At 61.0% G+C, this 17,536-nt stretch carries 17 protein-coding genes; 12 read left to right on the top strand and 5 right to left on the bottom strand.

Features of this window, described 5'->3' with window-relative positions; translation table 11 throughout:
* Window positions 1–6: 6 nt before the first annotated feature.
* From V7116_RS10170 to V7116_RS10180, 3 genes are all read right to left on the bottom strand, one after another.
* The gene (locus V7116_RS10170) at window positions 7–1,098 is read right to left on the bottom strand and encodes a WD40/YVTN/BNR-like repeat-containing protein (RefSeq protein WP_324391808.1); all 1,092 of its coding nucleotides are present in this window, start codon (window positions 1,096–1,098) and stop codon (window positions 7–9) included.
* A 15-nt stretch (window positions 1,099–1,113) separates the two neighbouring features.
* Complete coding sequence (locus V7116_RS10175) at window positions 1,114–1,386, bottom strand: MoaD/ThiS family protein (protein ID WP_324391809.1); 273 nt, start codon at window positions 1,384–1,386, stop codon at window positions 1,114–1,116.
* 79 nt (window positions 1,387–1,465) lie between these two features.
* A complete protein-coding gene (locus V7116_RS10180) occupies window positions 1,466–2,503 on the bottom strand; it encodes a hypothetical protein (RefSeq protein ID WP_324391810.1) in 1,038 nt (345 codons plus the stop codon).
* A gap of 86 nt (window positions 2,504–2,589) precedes the next feature.
* Here V7116_RS10180 and V7116_RS10185 point away from each other — a divergent pair, with 86 nt between their 5' ends.
* Genes V7116_RS10185 through V7116_RS10200 form a run of 4 tightly spaced genes read left to right on the top strand, consistent with a single transcriptional unit; the run spans window position 2,590 to window position 5,224 of the window.
* Complete coding sequence (locus tag V7116_RS10185; RefSeq protein WP_324391811.1) at window positions 2,590–3,108, top strand: MBL fold metallo-hydrolase; 519 nt, start codon at window positions 2,590–2,592, stop codon at window positions 3,106–3,108.
* On the top strand, window positions 3,105–3,452 hold the full coding sequence (locus V7116_RS10190; protein ID WP_324391812.1) for an MBL fold metallo-hydrolase: 348 nt from the start codon (window positions 3,105–3,107) through the stop codon (window positions 3,450–3,452). The genes V7116_RS10185 and V7116_RS10190 overlap by 4 nt, the downstream gene beginning before the upstream one ends.
* Window positions 3,453–3,483: 31 nt before the next feature.
* Window positions 3,484–4,257: an SIS domain-containing protein gene (locus V7116_RS10195; RefSeq protein WP_324391813.1), complete on the top strand. Its 774-nt coding sequence runs from the start codon at window positions 3,484–3,486 to the stop codon at window positions 4,255–4,257.
* 4 nt (window positions 4,258–4,261) lie between these two features.
* The gene (locus tag V7116_RS10200) at window positions 4,262–5,224 is read left to right on the top strand and encodes a shikimate dehydrogenase family protein (RefSeq protein ID WP_324391814.1); all 963 of its coding nucleotides are present in this window, start codon (window positions 4,262–4,264) and stop codon (window positions 5,222–5,224) included.
* Between the two features lie 7 nt (window positions 5,225–5,231).
* On the opposite strand, the gene deoC is transcribed toward V7116_RS10200, so the two are convergent.
* Window positions 5,232–5,915 carry a deoxyribose-phosphate aldolase gene (gene deoC, locus V7116_RS10205; RefSeq protein WP_324391815.1) on the bottom strand — a complete coding sequence of 228 codons (684 nt, stop codon included), beginning with the start codon at window positions 5,913–5,915 and terminating at the stop codon, window positions 5,232–5,234.
* A 405-nt stretch (window positions 5,916–6,320) separates the two neighbouring features.
* On the opposite strand from deoC, the gene V7116_RS10210 reads away from it, so the two are divergent.
* The 8 genes from V7116_RS10210 to V7116_RS10245 all read left to right on the top strand — a co-directional run bounded on the left by V7116_RS10210 (window position 6,321) and on the right by V7116_RS10245 (window position 16,443).
* The gene (locus tag V7116_RS10210) at window positions 6,321–7,271 is read left to right on the top strand and encodes a sugar ABC transporter substrate-binding protein (RefSeq protein ID WP_324391816.1); all 951 of its coding nucleotides are present in this window, start codon (window positions 6,321–6,323) and stop codon (window positions 7,269–7,271) included.
* Window positions 7,272–7,389: 118 nt separating this feature from the next.
* On the top strand, window positions 7,390–8,400 hold the full coding sequence (locus tag V7116_RS10215) for an ABC transporter permease (protein WP_324391817.1): 1,011 nt from the start codon (window positions 7,390–7,392) through the stop codon (window positions 8,398–8,400).
* 4 nt (window positions 8,401–8,404) lie between these two features.
* A complete protein-coding gene (locus tag V7116_RS10220) occupies window positions 8,405–9,175 on the top strand; it encodes an ATP-binding cassette domain-containing protein (protein WP_324391818.1) in 771 nt (256 codons plus the stop codon).
* 678 nt (window positions 9,176–9,853) lie between these two features.
* Complete coding sequence (locus tag V7116_RS10225) at window positions 9,854–11,221, top strand: ABC transporter substrate-binding protein (protein WP_324391819.1); 1,368 nt, start codon at window positions 9,854–9,856, stop codon at window positions 11,219–11,221.
* A gap of 259 nt (window positions 11,222–11,480) precedes the next feature.
* Entirely contained in the window at window positions 11,481–12,356 is an 876-nt protein-coding gene (locus tag V7116_RS10230; protein WP_324391820.1) for a carbohydrate ABC transporter permease, read from the top strand.
* Between the two features lie 11 nt (window positions 12,357–12,367).
* Complete coding sequence (locus tag V7116_RS10235) at window positions 12,368–13,216, top strand: carbohydrate ABC transporter permease (RefSeq protein WP_324391821.1); 849 nt, start codon at window positions 12,368–12,370, stop codon at window positions 13,214–13,216.
* A gap of 168 nt (window positions 13,217–13,384) precedes the next feature.
* Window positions 13,385–14,902, top strand: a complete 1,518-nt coding sequence (arfA, locus tag V7116_RS10240; RefSeq protein ID WP_324391822.1) for an arabinosylfuranosidase ArfA — start codon at window positions 13,385–13,387, stop codon at window positions 14,900–14,902.
* On the top strand, window positions 14,899–16,443 hold the full coding sequence (locus V7116_RS10245) for a family 43 glycosylhydrolase (RefSeq protein WP_324391823.1): 1,545 nt from the start codon (window positions 14,899–14,901) through the stop codon (window positions 16,441–16,443). Before arfA ends, V7116_RS10245 begins: the two co-directional genes overlap by 4 nt.
* On the opposite strand, the gene V7116_RS10250 is transcribed toward V7116_RS10245, so the two are convergent.
* Window positions 16,440–17,495, bottom strand: coding sequence for an arabinan endo-1,5-alpha-L-arabinosidase (locus tag V7116_RS10250; protein ID WP_324391824.1), 1,056 nt, complete (start codon window positions 17,493–17,495; stop codon window positions 16,440–16,442). The genes V7116_RS10245 and V7116_RS10250 overlap by 4 nt on opposite strands.
* Window positions 17,496–17,536 lie beyond the last annotated feature (41 nt).

A 17,536-nucleotide genomic window follows, 5' to 3' on the forward strand; every position in this document is an offset into this window, starting at 1 on the left:
TACTGGTTATTGCCTGGGAAGGAAACGCACGGAACTGACCGGCGGGAAGTTGCTGCCCAGGCAGCGCCACGACTCGCCGCGATCGTCGGAGAGGTAGAGGTTGCCGGTCGTGGTCCCAAAGGCCAACCGGTCGCCCTGCTTATCCAGCGCATGCCGGAAAACGAGGTCGTAACACTGCTCTTGCGGCAGCCCGTCGCGGAAGGCCGTCCACGTTTTGCCGCCGTCGTCCGTGCGGCTCACACACAGCGCCCCGCCGACCGCGATCCGGCACTCGTCCGCGACCGCCGGGATCACCCAGGCCGTATCGGGCGCGTCGTCGTCTACCGCGATCGCAAAGCCGAAGTTGACCGGGCCGCCGGGCTGCGAGACGTTCTCCCAGCGGCGACCTCCGTTCGTGCTGCGGAACACACCGCAGTGATTCTGCTGCCATAACACGTCGGGGTGCTTAGGGCTGGACACTACAAAGTGCGGATCTTGCCCGGCGACGGCGGTCGGATTGGGCAAGAAGTCCGCCGTGCAGCCCTCGTTGCGCGGCTCCCAGCTCTTGCCGCCATCGGTGGATTCGTACACGCCGCCCACGCTGATGCCGATGATGATGTGCTGGCTGTCGCGCGGGTCCACGATGATCGAGCACAGTCCCGCATAGTCACGCCCGCCGCCAAACCAGTAATCCTTGCGTGTCGGATGGTTCCACAGGCCTTCGACCAGCTCAAAGGTTTGCCCGCCGTCGTCGCTCTGGAACAGGCCGCCGGGTTCGGTCCCGATGTAAAGGCGATCCGGCTGGTCCGCGCCGCCGGGGGCCACCAACCACAAGTAGCTGACGGTCGCGGGCACGCCTTCCGAGATCTCCTCGCCCAGCGGGTACTTCGGCGCGGGGATCTCCTCCCACGTCTGCCCAAAATCCCGCGAGCGGTGCAGCTTCTGGCCCCAATGCCCGTGATCCAGGCAGGCCCACATCGTGTTGTGGCGCGGATCGAGCATCGCGTGCGACACGGGGATGCCCGCGAATGCCTCGCACGTCAGAGCGGGGCGCGCCCCGCTCACGTCGAGCATCAACAGCCCTTTGTGCGTTCCAAGCAGCAGTGTGTCCGAAGTCATCGTCAGCGTGCTCCTTTATCCGCCCGAAAGCGCCTGGAAGATATAGACCCGATTCAGCTCGCTGACCGGATCTTGCAGCGTGGTGCGATCGGTAATGACGTCCTCGTCGATGAAGATATTGACGTGCTTGCGCAGCGCTCCCTGGTCGTCCAGCACGTAGTCTGCCAACCCCGGATAGCGCTCGTCCAGCACGGCAACCACTTCCGCGACGGTGTGGCCTTCTACGGTAGTCTCTTGCAGGGTGGGGAAATAGCGCTGCAAATGGCTGGTGAATTTCACGCGAGGCATAGCGCCTCCTTTTTTCTAATTTTGGCCATAATTATAGAACATAAGTTCTTGCGGAGTCAAGCAGGCCGCCAAAACGAATTTACGTGCCCGTAAGCTCGGCGCGCACGATCTTCGTGCCGTCCACCAGCGCCTTGAGCTTGGCGCGCGACGCCCAGCGGGCGGTCTGGCTGAAGCCGCAGTCGGGCGTGAGCGTCACTTTTTCCGCCGGAGCGACTTCCAACACGCGCCGGATGCGCTCGGCCACATCGGCGGGCGTCTCGACGTAATAATTCTTGACGTCCACCACGCCCGCCGCCAGTTCCTTTTCGCTGGCAAACTCGCTCCACAGGTCAAGCTCGGCCATTTCGCGGTTGGCGAACTCCAGCGCAAGCTGGTCGGCGCGCACGTCGAGAATGTACGGGAACAGCGGGCGATAGGTGCGCTTGGCGACCGGACGCCCGACGAAATTCCCGAAGCACAGGTGCAGCCCGATTTTGGCGTTCACACCGTCCACCGCGGTGTTGAACAGCTTCACGAATTCCTCCGGCGCGCCTGCCCCCGAGTGCACCGCGTAGGACGGCTCGTCGAGCTGGATGAACGTCACGCCCGCCTGGACGAGCGCCTTCAGCTCGCGGTTGATGATCTCCGCCAACGCGTACGCCACGTCGATGCGGTCCGTGTAGACGCTGCCCGGTCTGATACGCCCCGCCAGCGTGAACGGCCCCGGACACGGCACCTTCAGCGGCGTCGCGGTGCGCGTGCGCGCATATTCAAACTCCTGCACCAGCCCCAGGCCCGCAGGCGCTTCGACCGGCGCAGAGGCTTCGTAGCCCTCGCGCTGGTCGTGCCCTACCACCCCGACCTTGCGGCGCGGCGGCAGCTCGATCAGCCCGGTCATATGGCCGTAAAACTCGGCGGTGAAGAACCCGACCCGGCGCATCTCGCCGTCGGTGATGATGTCCACGCCCGCGTCGTCCTGGTCGCGCAGGGCCAGATCGACGGCGTCGTTCTGCGTTTCGAGCATATCCTCCGGCCCGTATTCCCCGCGCTGCGCGGCAGCCAGCGCCGTGTGCAGCCACGCGGGCCACGCGTAAGATCCGATCACACTGGTGGGCAAAAGTGGCAGATTGGTCGTCATGAGGCGCTGCTCCTGAAAGAATACTTTTGCAAGTTTAAGCTACCTGTCATAATGGAAGATAGTGTAGCATAAATCGGGGAGTGACCATGATTCAGCCCGTGCAGAGCGGCCAGGCGCTGCTTGACGACATCGACGCGGCGCGTCCCGGCGCAGGAGAAGCGGCGATCTGGTGGCTGGGCCAGAGCGGTTACGCCATCAAAACCGCGTCGGCGCTGTTTTACATCGACCTGTACCTGTCGGAACACCTCACCGCCAAGTACGCCGCAACGGAAAAACCGCACATCCGCATGACGGCGGCCCCGCTGCGCGGCGCGGACATTTCCAACGCCGCGTGGCTATTTGCCAGCCACAAGCACAGCGATCACCTCGATCCGGGCACGATGCCGGACCTGTTCGCAGCGTCGCCCGGCGCGCGGCTGGTGCTGCCCGCCGCGCTGGTCGACTACGCCGCAGACACGCTCGGCCTGGACCGGGCGCGGCTGATCCCCACGCGCGGCGAGGAGACGATCCAGGTCGGGCCGCTCACGGTGCACAGCCTGCCCTCGGCCCACCCCACCTTCGAGCACGATCCCGCAACCGGCTACCCGTTTTCCTGGGCTACGTGATCGAGGTGGACGGCCTGACGCTGTACCACAGCGGCGACACGCTCGCTTACGACGGGCTGGCCGAACGCCTGAAGCCGTTCGCGCCGGACATCCTGTTTCTGCCCATCAACGGCACGAGCGAGCGGCTGGCGCAGCTTAAAGTGCCACCCAACATGAACGCCGAAGAAGCCGTATCGCTGGCGCAAGCCGTATCGCCCCGGCTGGTGATCCCGCATCACTACGACATGTTCACCTTCAACACGGTGGACGTGAGCGAGTTCACCCGCCGCGCGGACGCTGCCGGTCTGCCCTACGCCGTGCTGCGCTGCGGCGAGCGGTTCGAGTGGCGGCGCGACGCAGTTTGACCTACCCTGCACACAATGGAAAGGATGACCGATGGACCCAGCCCTGGCCTACCTGGATGCGGCGGAGGCGATCCTCAAGCGCATCCGCGAACACGAAATGGAGCACATCGAGCGCGCGGCAGAGATCTGCGCGCACACGATCGCCAATGACGGGCTGGTGCATATGTTCGCCACCGGCCACTCGCGTATGATGATTGAGGAAATGTACCCGCGTCACGGCAGCTTCCCCGGCTTTCACCCGATCGTGGAACTGTCGCTCACGTACCACAATCAGGTGGTGGGCGCGAACGGGCAGCGGCAGGCGATGTTTCTCGAACACGTCGAGGGCTTCGCGCCGGTCATCCTGCGCAACTTCGTGCTCCAGCCGCCGGACAGCTTCCTGATTTTCTCCAACAGCGGCGTGAACGAAGTCGTCGTGGAGATGGCGCTCGAAGCGAAAAAACGCGATCTGTCCGTCATCGCCGTGATCTCCAAAGACCACAGCCGCTTGCAGGCGCCCAAGCACAGCTCCGGCAAAAAGCTGATCGACCTCGCGGACGTCACGATCGACAACTGCACACCCGCCGGGGATGCAATGGTCCGCGTCGAAGGGCTGGACGATCCGGTCGGCCCCGGCTCGACGATCGGCGGGGCGGCGGTGACGAACGCGCTGAAGTGCGCCATCGCGCAGCGGCTCGTGGCGCTTGGCAAGCCCCCGCTCGTGCTGACCAGCAGCGTGTTCGCCGGGGCGGAAAAGTCGCAGCAGGGTTTCGAGGACTCGTACGACGACTACCAGCGGCGGCTCAAGCGCGTGTATGGAGGCTGATCCCATGCCTGACGCCCCCGAATTCGATGTGGTGCCGCGCGACGTGCCCACCGCCTACTTTTTCGGCGTCACGACCGGGCGCTCGCTCAGCCGCCGGATGTTCCCGCGCTGGGCCGAGATCCTGGGGCTAGGGAACGCGGAGCTGGTCGGGCTGGACCTGCCGATCAACGGGCCAGCCGAGGTGTACCGCCGGGCGATCTACCAGATCAAGTGCGATCCCCTGTCGCTGGGCGCGGTCATCACCACGCACAAGCTCAACACGCTGAACGCCGCCCGCGACCTGTTCGACGTGCTGACGCCTGAAGCGCAGCTCACGCAGGAAGTCGCATCGGTGTACAAGCGCGACGGCAAGCTGGTCGGGCACGCGGTCGATCCGATCACGTCGGGCCTGTCCATACAGCAGTTCATCCCGGCGGGCACCTGGAACCGGAGCAAGGCGCACATCCTGTGTTTGGGCGCGGGCGGATCGGCAACCGCCATCAGCGTCTACCTTACCCGCACGCTGCCGCCGGAAGACCGGCCCGCACGCGTGATTTTTGTCGATCACAGCGGAGTGCGCCTGAGCCACCTGCGCGATCTGATCGGGGCGCATATGCCTGCGTCCGGCATTGAATTTGAGTTCATAGAAAACAGCGATCCCGCCGCCAACGACCGCCTCATGGCCGCGCTGCCGCCGGGATCGATGGTGATCAACGCCACCGGCATGGGCAAAGATACGCCCGGCTCGCCCATCACGGACGCGGGCGTGTTTCCGCAGGACGGCTTCGCCTGGGAATTGAACTACCGGGGCGAGCTTGATTTTTTGCATCAGGCGGAACGGCAGCGCGCCGCGCGCAGCCTGACCGTGGTCGATGGCTGGTATTACTTCCTGGCGGGCTGGTCGATGATCATCGGCCAGATCTTCGACATCGACATCACGCCGGCGCTGTTCAACGAACTGCGCGCCGCCGACGAAGCGCTGCGATAAGCCGGACTCACAGCCCCAGGCGCGCCTTCGCCTCGTCCAGAATGCCTGCCGTACGCGTCGCGCCACAGCGCGTGACGCCCAGCGCGCGCACTTCCAGCAGGCGATCCAGCGTGCGCACGCCGCCCGCCGCCTTGACCTGCACGCTTGCAGGGACGTGCGCGCGCATCAGTTTCAGATCCTCGTCGGTCGCGCCGCCGGAACCGTACCCCGTGGACGTCTTCACCCAGTCCACGCCGATCTCGCCGCAGATCTTGCACAGCATCAGCTTCTGATCGTCGTTCAAATAACAGTTCTCGAAGATGACCTTGACCTTTTGCCCGGCGGCGTGTGTCACCTCGGTCACGGCGCGAATGTCCTGGGCGACGTAATCCCAGTTCCCGCTGAGCACCTGGCTGATGTTGACCACCATGTCCAGTTCTTCGCCGCCATCCGCGAGGGCCTGCTCCGCCTCGGCCACCTTGATCGCGGTCGTGTGGCCGCCGTGCGGGAACCCGATCGTCGTGCTGGCCCGCACGTCGCTGCCGCGCAGCAGATCCGCGCAGCGCTTGAGGTAGTACGGCAGGATGCACACGCTGGCCGCGTCGTAGTCCAGCGCCAGCCGGATGCCTTCTTCGAGCGCGTCCTGCGTCAGCGTCGGGTTAAGCAGCGAATGGTCGATCATCTTGGCGATGTCTTGATAGGTGTAATCCATTCTTTTCTCCCTATGGGTAGTCACAAATGCCTGATTTCTCTCGCGCCGCCAGCCGGTTCTGAGCGCCCGGTTTGACCGTGCATCAATATGCACCTACAATGAGGGAAAATCTAATTTCGATTGGTATATTACCGACGTGCTGATCTTCCGGCGCGTATAAGCCAAACCAGGCCAAGCAAACGAAGAAACTTAAACGGTTCGTCCCATGATGCTCAACCCGGCCAAATCGACTGCAATTTCAGTGTAAGCCCGATTCTGTCTGGCGGCGAAGGCGTCGCGTCAGCGCACCGCCCCGCTGCTTTCACGATCAGAAAGGAGGCGTTCGCGGCCTACAGAGCCTCTTCCCGTCCTACGAGCCAAAGCTCACTATTCGTACGGGTATTTAATATTGAATGAGGGATTACCATGATTAAAAAGTTCGGTCTGCTTCTACTAACTTTGAGTCTGGTCCTCGCATTTGCAGCACCCTATACCGCCTCGGCACAAGATGACACCAAGGTCTTTTACTGGATCTCGCACGGTTCTCCGGCGGACCCGGTGTGGACATACTTCCTGGATGGTGCTGAACAGTGGTCTGCCGATACGGGCATCGAGGTTCGCACCTCGTTCCACAGCGGCGACGTTCCTTCGCACCAGGAAGCCTTCCGCGCGGCGATTGCCGCGGGCGCGGCAGGTATCGTCACCAGCACGCCCGATCCGGGCTCGCTGAATGAAGTGATTGCCGAAGCGCACGCGGCTGGCATTCCGGTCATCATTATTAACACCGAAGATGCGGACAGTGGCCGCGACGCCTACGTCGGCGGCGATAACATTGAGATCGGGCGCCGTTGGGCGCAGTATCTCGTCGATAACGGCTTCGTCAGCGAAGGCAGCTTCGTGTGGATGCCGGTTGAAGTCCCCGGCGCGACCTATCAGGCGCTGGAAACCGAAGGCATCGCCAGCGTGTTCGATCCGCTTGGGATCGAGTACGAAGTCACCGACGCGACCCTTGACCAGGCGGAGATCATCACCCGCATGTCGGACTACCTGACCGCGAACCAGGACAAGATCGACGCGATCATCGGCCTGGGCGACCTCGTGACGGGCAGCATCGCGCGCGTCTTCGATCAGGTGGGCGTAGCCCCGGGTGACATCCCCGTGGTCGGTTGGGGCAACTCGCCCGAGACGGCCCAGGAAGTGCTCGATGGGTACGTGAACGCGGCGATGTGGCAGGATCCGCAGGCGACCAGCTACATGGGCCTGTCCCTGGCACTGATGGCCTCCAGCGGCATCCCGCCGGGGTTCGACATCATCGTCGGGACCCTCTACGAAGCCGATTCGGCTGAAATCTACCTCAACATCATGCAGGGCGGCTAACCCTCCCTGGTTGTGGCAGATGTGACACCATAGCAGCGTGAACGATATGAGACTGGCGGCGTACCGCCAGTCTCATACCCCTTGTTCGCCACTTCAAAAAAACTTAGGGAAGGACTCGATGTCATCGATCTCTCTCGGCGAAAAAAGTATTTCCCGGCCCGATGCAAGAAGGATTATTTCCATCCCCGAGTTTGGGCCGCTGATTCTGCTGCTTGCTGAAATTATTATCTTCTCCGTGATGGAGCCGCGCTTCTACTCGTCGGGCAACATCAGCAACATGCTCGCCTTCATCCCCGAGCTGGGCATGATCGCGCTGGGCATGACCATGCTGATGACGTCGGGCGAATTCGACCTGTCGGTCGGCGCGGTATTTGGTATCGCGCCAATCGTGATGTGGACCCTGTTCAACGAAGGGACGACCTCACTCGAGGTCGGCTTCGTGATCGCCATCGTGATTTCAGCGCTGATCGGGTTTGCCAACGGCTGGTTCGTCACCCGGTTGAGGATCACCTCGTTCCTCGTCACGCTCGGCATGCAATTCGTCGTGCGCGGCAGCGCCCTCTACATCACGGATGGCTTTCCGCAGCGCACCTGGAACGCCGAATCGCGCTTGATGAACGTCATCGTCGGTGACATTTACATCAATGAGTTCCGCATTTTCGCGTCGCTGATCTGGTTCATTGCCTTTGCCATCCTGCTCAATTATGTGCTAACCCAGGCCAAAGTAGGCAACTGGATTCAGGCAGCAGGTGGCAACCCAAGCTCGGCGCGCGCGCGCGGCGTGCCCGTGGGACGCACGAAGGTGTGGCTGTTCGTGCTAACGGCGATCATGTCCGGTTATGCAGGCATCACCAGCTCGATTCGTGTGTCGGCGGCCAACCCGAACAGCGGCGCCGGCTATGAGCTGGAAGTCATCGCCATGGTGGTGATCGGGGGCACGCTGCTCTCCGGCGGCAGGGGCACGATTATCGGCACGGTCCTCGGCGTGCTTATTCTGCGCGTCATGCGTAACGGCATCGTCTTCGTAGGCGTGCCGGGACTGGCCTACAACATCTTCATCGGCGCGATTATCCTCATCATGATGTCCGTGCACTCGTTCGTAGAGCGGAATTTGCAGCCAGGGGAGTAGTGCAGTGACTGCTGAACTCGTCCGAATGGAACATATCAGCAAGATGTTTGGCCGGGTACAGGCCCTCGAAGACGTCTCTTTGACCATCCGCGAGCGCGAGATCGTCGGCCTTGTGGGAGATAATGGCGCGGGCAAATCCACGCTGATCAAGATCCTGTCCGGCGCGCTTAAAGCCAGCGGCGGCGAGATCTTTTTTAAGGACAATCCGGTCAAGCTCAGCGACACCTGGGACGCGATCGAGCTAGGCATCGAAACAATTTACCAGGACTCCGCGCTGGTCCCGCAGCTCTCGATCATCCGCAACCTGTTCCTGGGCCGCGAGCCGGTCACCGGGCCGCGCTTCCTCAACCGCATGGACAAGGGGCGCATGGAGCGTGAGACACGCAAGCTGCTCAAAGAAGTGGGCCTCACCAAAGAACTCGACCCCAACACGCCGATCACAGCGCTGTCGGGCGGCGAACGCCAGTCGATCGCCATCGCGCGGGCGATGTTCTTTCAGGCGGATCTCATTATCCTGGACGAACCGACAAACAACCTGGGTGTGGAAGAAACGCAGGGGGTGCTGCGCTTCATTCGAAACGCGCGCGACGCGGGCGTGTCCTGCATCTTCATCACGCACAATATTTATCACGTCTTCCAGGTCGTCGACCGGATCGTGATCCTGCGGCGGGGCAAAAAGATCTGCGAGGTCAACCCGAAAAAGACGACGATCGAGGAAGTCGAAAAAGTGATCACGGGCATCACGGACACCGTGCCGGAATCAGCGCTGGCCTAGCCGCGCCCGGCGGAACATCCGCCCGGCATTTGTCGAACACCGAACAAGCCTGAGCATATGAAGCTCAGGCTTGTTTTTTTCTGCCCCATCATATCCCCGATCCCGCCCCGGTACGCGCCCCTCGTTTCCACGCGACGCGCTGACTCCACTCCATGCAAACTGCTTGACATCTTCTCGTAGTTATGATGTAATACGAATGCGTGTATACGAATGCATAAAATTTAGCGTTACTTAGCTTTAGTGTGCCCGGTCAAGCCGTAGGTAGGCCGGGGAATAGTTACTGAACTGGATGCCCCAATCGAACCACCCTGCTCCCAACATCCTGAGTATCGCGCTGCTGTTTGGCGATATGAGTGTGTCAGTATCTCTTGCGACTCGTCCGAGCCATTAGCCTAAGCGTCTACAACCCTGAGTTTTACTGCGTTATCTGGCGTTTCTGTTCATAGAAGTCTCTGTCCAGCTAATCAGCAGTTACGGGATTTGTTCCGGCAAGTGAACGGCATGGAAGGAGGTGGTGCTGCCAGGAAGCGCTGAATGGTTGAGGGAACTGGCTGTGGTGCTTGTCCATGTCATTCCCCTCAAGAAGTTCAACTATAAAACAGCTTCCCATACTTCCCGGTTTAGGTCAGCAACCCATAAACAAGATCTGTCTCACTTATTGCGAACAAGGAGCAAATAATGTTCAAACGCTTAGCTTTGATTAGTGTGGCAGTTGCCATCATGCTCTCGATGGCAGTATTCTCGCTTTCGGTCCCCGGCACCACCCAGGCCCAAAGCGACCCAACCGCAACCCCAGCGCCGACTGCCACACCGATCGTGGCCGAGATTGGCAGCGGTGGCACGCACATTTCGTTCTGGAACGGCCTGACCGGTTCAGACGGTGTCACCCTCAACGAAATGCTGGCCAAGTTCGCTGAAGAAAACCCCGACGTTTCGGTTACGGTCGAAATGATCATCTGGAACACCCTGTATCAAAAACTGCAAACCGCGTTCGTCGCGGGCGATCCGCCGGACGTGTTCCTGCTGCACGCGTCGGAAATCCCGATGTTCGGCAGCTTCGGCGTGCTCCGTGACCTGGGCGACCAGTACACCTCTGGCGGCGGTTGGCTGCCCGATGACGACCTGTCGGCAACGACCATGGACGGCATGATCTATGACGGCGTCATCTATGGCATCCCGCTGGACAACCACGGGCGCGGCCTGTGGATCAACACCGACATGTTCGATGCCGCCGGCATCAGCACCGATCCGGCGACCGCTCCGACCACCTACGAAGGCTGGGTCGAACTCTTCCAGAAGCTGACCCTCGACGGCAACGGCAACAACGCGCTGTCGCCCGATTTCGATCCTGAAAACGTGGTGCAGTGGGGCTACACGGTTGGCGAGTGGCAGAACGTCAACTTCATCGCCGCGCTCGCGCAGCATGGCGGCAGCTTCCTGAGTGAAGACGGCAAGACGGTCACCGTCAATTCCGAAGCGGGCATCCAGGCGCTTCAGGAAGCCGTCGATCTGGTTTACAAGTACTACGTTTCGCCGCCTTCGACGGGCTTCGACACGTGGCAGGGCTTCGGGGCCGGTACGGTTGCCGTTCTCCCCACGGGAACCTGGTTCCGTAATCAGGCGCTGCTGTTCAGCGACATCAACAGCACGGCCTGGCCCAACTGGCAGTTTGGCGAGACAAAGGCCACCTGGTTCGGCGCGCATACCTTCATGATCCCCACGAACACCGAGGGTGAGAAGCTCGACGCCGTGCTCAAGATGATCCAGTGGGTCAGCGACAATCAGGTCGAATGGGCCGCCTCCGGCCAGGTTCCGGCACGCCTGTCGGCACAGGCCGAACTCGATCCTGAGAACTATCCTTCCAACATTCTGTTGGGGCAGACCTTCTCAGAGTACGGTGTTCAGGACCCCAAGAGCACCGTGACGCAGGAAATGCTCACCTACCTCGATGCAGAACTGAGCGCCGCGCTCAACGGCCTCAAGTCGCCGGAGGACGCGCTGAACGACGCTGCCGAGCGCATGCAGGAAGCGCTGGACCGCGGCTAAGCCGATCCGTAACTGAAGCAAACGCGTGTGGGGTGGATCAGCGATCTGCCCCACACCGTTCCTGAGACGAAAGCACGACGCACGTCGTTGGTCCGCACCACCTGTTACCGGCTGAAAATTACGCAAACACACCGCCATCTCTTTCGCGTCAGGGCGATGGTCAAGAGACTTTCTGAGGCATTTGTGTATGAAAACAAATGAGCGTGCGCTTCAAACCAATGCGCGACCGGCCAGTAGAGGGTTTTCTTCGCGCTTATCTGTGAGCCTGAAGACCCGCGAGGTGATCGCTGCGTATACCTTTCTGGCCCCCTTCCTGGGCTTTTTCTCCGTATTTTTCATTCGCGCGGTAGTCAAGGCAGTTCAATACAGTTTCTACGACTGGCGGCTCCTGCGGCCCAAAATTCCTTATATTGGTTTGGATAACTATATTGAACTTTTTAAGGACGATGTCTGGTGGACCGCGCTTGGCAACACAGTCGAGTTCACCCTCATTACCGTAGTCGGGATCACCATCGTATCGCTGGCCGCAGCGCTCGCCGTCACCCAGCCGATCCGTGGGCGAGGATTTTTCCGCGTGCTGCTCTACATGCCCTCGCTGTTTTCGGTGGGCGCGGTTGGCCTCATCTGGGTCTGGCTGCTCAGCGGCCAGTTTGGGGTCATTAACTACGCTCTGAGCTTCTTCGGCATCAAACCGATTAACTGGCTGGGGGAAGCGAATCTGGTGCTGCCTGCCCTCAGCCTGACCACGATCTGGTGGACCTTCGGCTTTCCGATGCTGATCTTCATCGCCGGGCTAGAGGGCATCCCGGACCATTTATACGAAGCCGCCAGAATTGACGGCGCAAACGGTCGCCAGCTTCTTTTCCGCATCACGCTGCCGCTGCTGCGCCCCACTATTTTGTTCGTAACGGTCACCTCGGTCATTTCCCACTTCCAGGTTTACGGGCAGCCCTACATCATGACCAGCGGCGGCCCAGGACGTGAATCGTATACGGTCATTTACTACCTGTACCAGATGGCGTGGGTCGCGTTCCGTATGGGCTATGGCGCTGCTGTAGCCGTCACGATCGCGGTCATCATGGCCGTGATCACGTCCGTCCAGTTCCTCGTCATCGGACGTCGCATCGAATACTAGAGGGGTAGATCATGGACTTTATTAGAAGAAGTTCCTTCTATAAGCACTTCGGGGTCTATGCCTTTTTGATCGTGCTGTCGGCATTTGTGCTGTTCCCCATGGCGATCGCGGTTTCGCAGTCCTTCATGACCAACCAGGAAGTGAATCGCTGGCCGCCCAAGATCATCCCCACCGAGCCGACGTTCGAGAGCTACCACAACGTGCTGACGTGGCAGGACCTGCGGCTGGACCTGTGGCTGCGCAACAGCCTGATCGCAGCGACCGGCTACACGATCGCGGTGCTGGTTCTCTGCGCGCCTGCGGCCTACGCGTTTGCGCGGCTGAAGTTCCCCGGCAACAAGGTGCTGTTTGCATTCGTGCTGGCGACGATCATGCTGCCTTCGCAGGTCACGCTGATTCCCAACTACCTGCTGATGCGCGATCTGGACTGGCTGGATACTTTCAACGCGCTGATCTTCCCCGGGGCCGCCAATGTCTTTGGGGTCTTTCTGCTGCGCCAGTTCTTCATGCAGATCCCACAGGAGCTGGAAGAAGCCGCCGTGCTCGATGGCGCGGGGTATTTCGGGCGCTTCTGGCACGTGATCTTGCCGCTTTCCACGAATGCGCTGACCGCCCTGGGAATTTTCGTCTTTTTGTTCCACTATAACGACCTGTTCTGGCCGCTCATCGTCACCAACACGCTGGAAACACGCACGCTGCCGGTTGGGCTGTCGATCCTGAACCAGTCCTACGCCGGACAGTACCGCCCCATGATCCTGGCCGGAGCCGTGCTGTCAACGATCCCGATCCTCATCGTCTACATCATCTTCCAGCGCCGGATCATCAAGGGCGTGACACTGACAGGAATGGGAGGTCGCTAAGAGAGCGTTTCGGGATACCGAACCCACTCACGAACACTGCCGTATGAAGAATCGAATATCTGAAGGGCAGGCGCGAACAAACGTCGATGGTAAAGTTATGCCTGCTGCAAACCAGCCGTAAAATGCCTGACCTTTTCAACCAGCACACTCAACACGAGGTAAACCTGAATGGCAATCTCTCAATCACCCACAGCCCACATCTTTATTGACACCAATCGTGTCATTAGCCCCATCTCGCCGCTGCTTTTCAGCGGGTTCGCCGAACACATGGGCCGTTCCATCTACGAAGGGATCTACGATCCCGCGTCGCCGCACGCTGACGAGCGCGGTCTGCGCAAAGATGTGATGGCCGCGATGCGCGAACTCAACTTCCGCGCGCTCCGTTATCCCGGTGGCAACTTCCTGAGCGGATATCGCTGGCTGGACGGCGTCGGCCCGCGCGACCAGCGTCCCCGCCGCCGCGACCTCGCCTGGCAGTCGATCGAAACCAACCAATTCGGCACGAACGAGTTCATGGACTTCTGCAAATCCATCAACACCGAGCCGATGCTCGCCGCTAATATGGGAACCGGCACGATCCAGGACGCCGCCAACCTCGTTGAATATTGCAACGCGCCGGTCGGCACGCAGTACGCGGACCTGCGCGCATCGCATGGCTACCACGAGCCGTACGGGGTGAAGTATTGGTGCCTGGGGAACGAAATGGACGGCCCCTGGCAGATCGGACACCTCGATGCCGAGGATTACGGCAAAAAAGCGCGCGAAGCCGCCAAGCTCATGCGCTGGCACGACCCATCCATCAACCTCGTACTGTGCGGCTCCTCCTCCTCCGGCATGCCCACCTACCCCGAATGGGACCGCGTCGCGCTGGAACTGTGCTGGGATCAGGTCGATTACCACTCGCTCCACTACTACGCGGGCAACCGTGAGGACGACACGGGCAGTTTCCTGGCGCTCAGCGCGGAGTTCGAGGCGTTCCTCGATACATTGATCGGCACGCTGCGCTACGTGAAGGCCAAGAACCGCTCCAAGCACGACGTCTACCTGTCGTGGGACGAGTGGAACGTATGGTACAAGGCCAGTGGAAGCAGCGACATGCAGGGCGGTTGGGCCGAAGCGCCGCACCTGATCGAAGAAGTCTACAACCTGGAAGATGCGCTGGTCGTCGCCCAGTGGATGAACGTGTTCCTGCGCAAGTCCGACATGCTGAAGATCGCCTGTCTCGCGCAGGCCGTGAACGTGATCGCGCCCATCCTCACCACCCGCGACGGGCTGCTAAAGCAGACCATTTACTACCCGTTCATGCTGTTCAGCCGCCTTGCATCCGGCGCGGCGCTCGACGTTGCGGTGAAAGCGCCCATGTACTCGACGGCGCTGTTCGGAGATATGCCGCTGCTGGACGTGTCGGCCTCGTACGACGAAGCCAGCCAGACGAGCGCGATCTTCATCGTCAACCGCAGCCAGACCGACAGCCTGCCTGTCGAACTCAACTGGCAGGACGGCGCGCCGCAGAGCATTACCTCGGTTTACCAGCTTGCCGGAACCGATCCGAAGGCCGCCAACAGCTTCGAACAGCCTGACATCATCAAGGCCGTTCAAATTGGCGCGCCCGCCATCGTAGACAAATGCGCGGAGCTGGTGCTGCCGCCGCTGTCGTTCACCGCGATCGAGGCGCGCATGGGATGAGGATTCAACCACCGCTCAGATTCCTGCTGGTCGTGGCCGTTCTGTGCATGACCATAGGCGTAACCTACGGGCAATCTGACGAGGGGCAGCCAGGGTCGCTCCGTAATCCGCTCAACGCGAACGGCGGGGCCGATCCCTGGCTGGAATACTATGATGGCAACTACTACCTTGCCGCGACGACGTGGGCATCGGAACTGACGATGCGCAAGTCACCCACGCTGGCCGGGCTGAAAACCGCGGAGCCGGTGCGGATCTACTTCGAAACCGATCCGTCGCGCTGCTGCAACATGTGGGCCCCGGAGTTCCGCCTGCTGGAAGGCGCTGACGGGCCGCACTGGTATTTTTACTATACCGCCGGGACGTGGGGAACCTACGACAACCAGCATACGCACGTGCTGGAAAGCGCCGGGACCGATCCGATGGGCCCCTACACCTACAAGGGCCGGATCTACGATCCGCAAAACGACACCTGGGCCATCGACGGTAGCGTGTTGGAGCTGGATGGATCGCTGTATTTCCTTTTCTCGGCGTTCCAAAACGGGCTGCAATCGCTGTTCATCGCGCCGATGAGCAATCCGTGGACGATCAGCGGCGAACGCAGCCTGCTCTCCCAGCCGGAATACCCGTGGGAGGCGCAGGGATCGTGGGTCAACGAGGGGCCGGTCGCGCTGCAGCACGAGGACAAAACGTTCGTGGTCTATTCGGCCAGCGCGTGCTGGGGGCCGGACTATAAGCTGGGGATGCTCGCGTACGCGGGCGGCGATCCACTGAGCACGGACTCGTGGGTCAAAGACCCCGATCCGGTCTTCCAGCGCTCGGACGAAAACGGCGTGTTCGCGCCTGGGCATAACGGATTCTTCCAATCCCCGGATGGCACGGAAGACTGGATCGTCTACCACGCCAACGATTCGGAGGACGGAGCCTGTGACGGGCGGCGGACGACGCGCGTCCAGAAGTTCACCTGGAACGACGACGGAACCCCGAACTTCGGCGTGCCTGTTTTGACCAGCGAGGAGATCGCCGCGCCGTCCGGCGATGCGGGCATCGATCCGCTGCCCAGCGTCGAAATGCCGGTGATCTCACGGTTCAAGACGTACGGCGACGAAGCGTATCTCCGCCACGTGAACTTCGTCGCCCGGCTCGACTATGCCGTGACGCCCATTGCGGATTCGCAGTTCGTCGTCAGGCCGGGGCTGGCCGATCCCGATGCGATCTCGATCGAGTCGGTAAACTTTCCCGGTTTCTTCGTGCGGCAGCAGCAAAACTCGATCGTGCTGACGCCCGACGACGGCACGGACAGTTTCGCGGGGGATGCGACGTGGTGGATCACGCCGGGCATCGCGGACGACGACTGGATCTCGTTCGAGTCCTACAGCCAGCCCGGCAAAGTGATCGGCAGACTGTTCGGCGTGGTGGCGCTGGTCGATCGGGCGAGCATCACGACGGACGGCGCGCGCAAAGATGCAACATTCCTTGAGGTAAGCGGGGGGATTAGGCAAGGCTGGATGGGACGGAGTGTCCCATCCAGCCCCCTGCGCTAAACGTCATCACGAAGGGAGGGCCAACCATTCGCGTCCCAGGTGAGCGGAGCGATCCGCAGCGTAGGCGTTCCCTGGTATTCCGCGTCGTAGGCGTGGTAGACGATGTATTCAACGCCGTCTTCCTGCAAAATCGCGTTATGACCGGGGCCGCGCCAGCGATCGGTGGGGAAAGTAACCTGAGTGCCGCCGCCATCAATCATATCGGTCCCGTCACGATCCACATAGGGACCCGTCACCACCGTCGAACGCCCAACTGCCACATGGTAGGTACTCTCCACACCCCGGCAGCAAAAATCAAACGAGACAAACAGGTAGTAGAACCCGCCGCGACGAATAATAAACGGCGCTTCTACTGACCCGGAGTTGACCGTACGCCGCGCCAACGAATAGAGAGTAGGATCGTCGTCCGACGGCTTGCCGGTGATGGCATCGAGACGGCGCATCTTGATCCCGGACCAGAAGCTACCGAAGGCCAGCCACGGCACGCCATCCTCATCCAGCACGAGGTTGGGATCGATGCAGTTGTAGTTATCGGTAGAGACGGATTCGACGACCAGCCCTTCATCGACCCATTCAAATGCGTCGTCCTCGGAATCGAGAGTGGCATTGGTCAGCAAACCGATCACCGAGCGGTTGCTGCCAAAGGTGGAAACGGAATAGTACAGATGATAGCGGTCATTGTAGTAAGAAATGTCAGGCGCCCAACTGTCGTTTTGGCCGGGGATCTTCTCCCGCGCCCAGTCGGGGACGCCGATCATCACGATCGCCGGGAACGCAGGAGACCAGTGAGCCAAATCGGTCGACTTGCGAACGGGAATGCCGTTGCCGGTGCAGAAGATGTAGTACGTGTCCTCAGCCTTGATAATCGACGGATCGTGCACTCCGGTGATTGCGCCGGTCAGTTCGAGCATGGGGGCATCTCCTTCCGGCGTGGGGGTGGGCGTCAGTGCCAGACTTCGCCCCTGTGCCGACCCTGCGGCGCCCAGTCCAAGACCAGCGCCAAGTAATAGGCTTGAACCAAGAATCTGACGGCGAGTGAAGCGTTTGGACATACTGCTGCTCCTTAAAATAAACCATCTTTAAGTGGGATTAG

Source organism: Aggregatilinea sp. (genome assembly GCF_036822615.1).
Classification (GTDB): domain Bacteria; phylum Chloroflexota; class Anaerolineae; order Aggregatilineales; family Aggregatilineaceae; genus Aggregatilinea.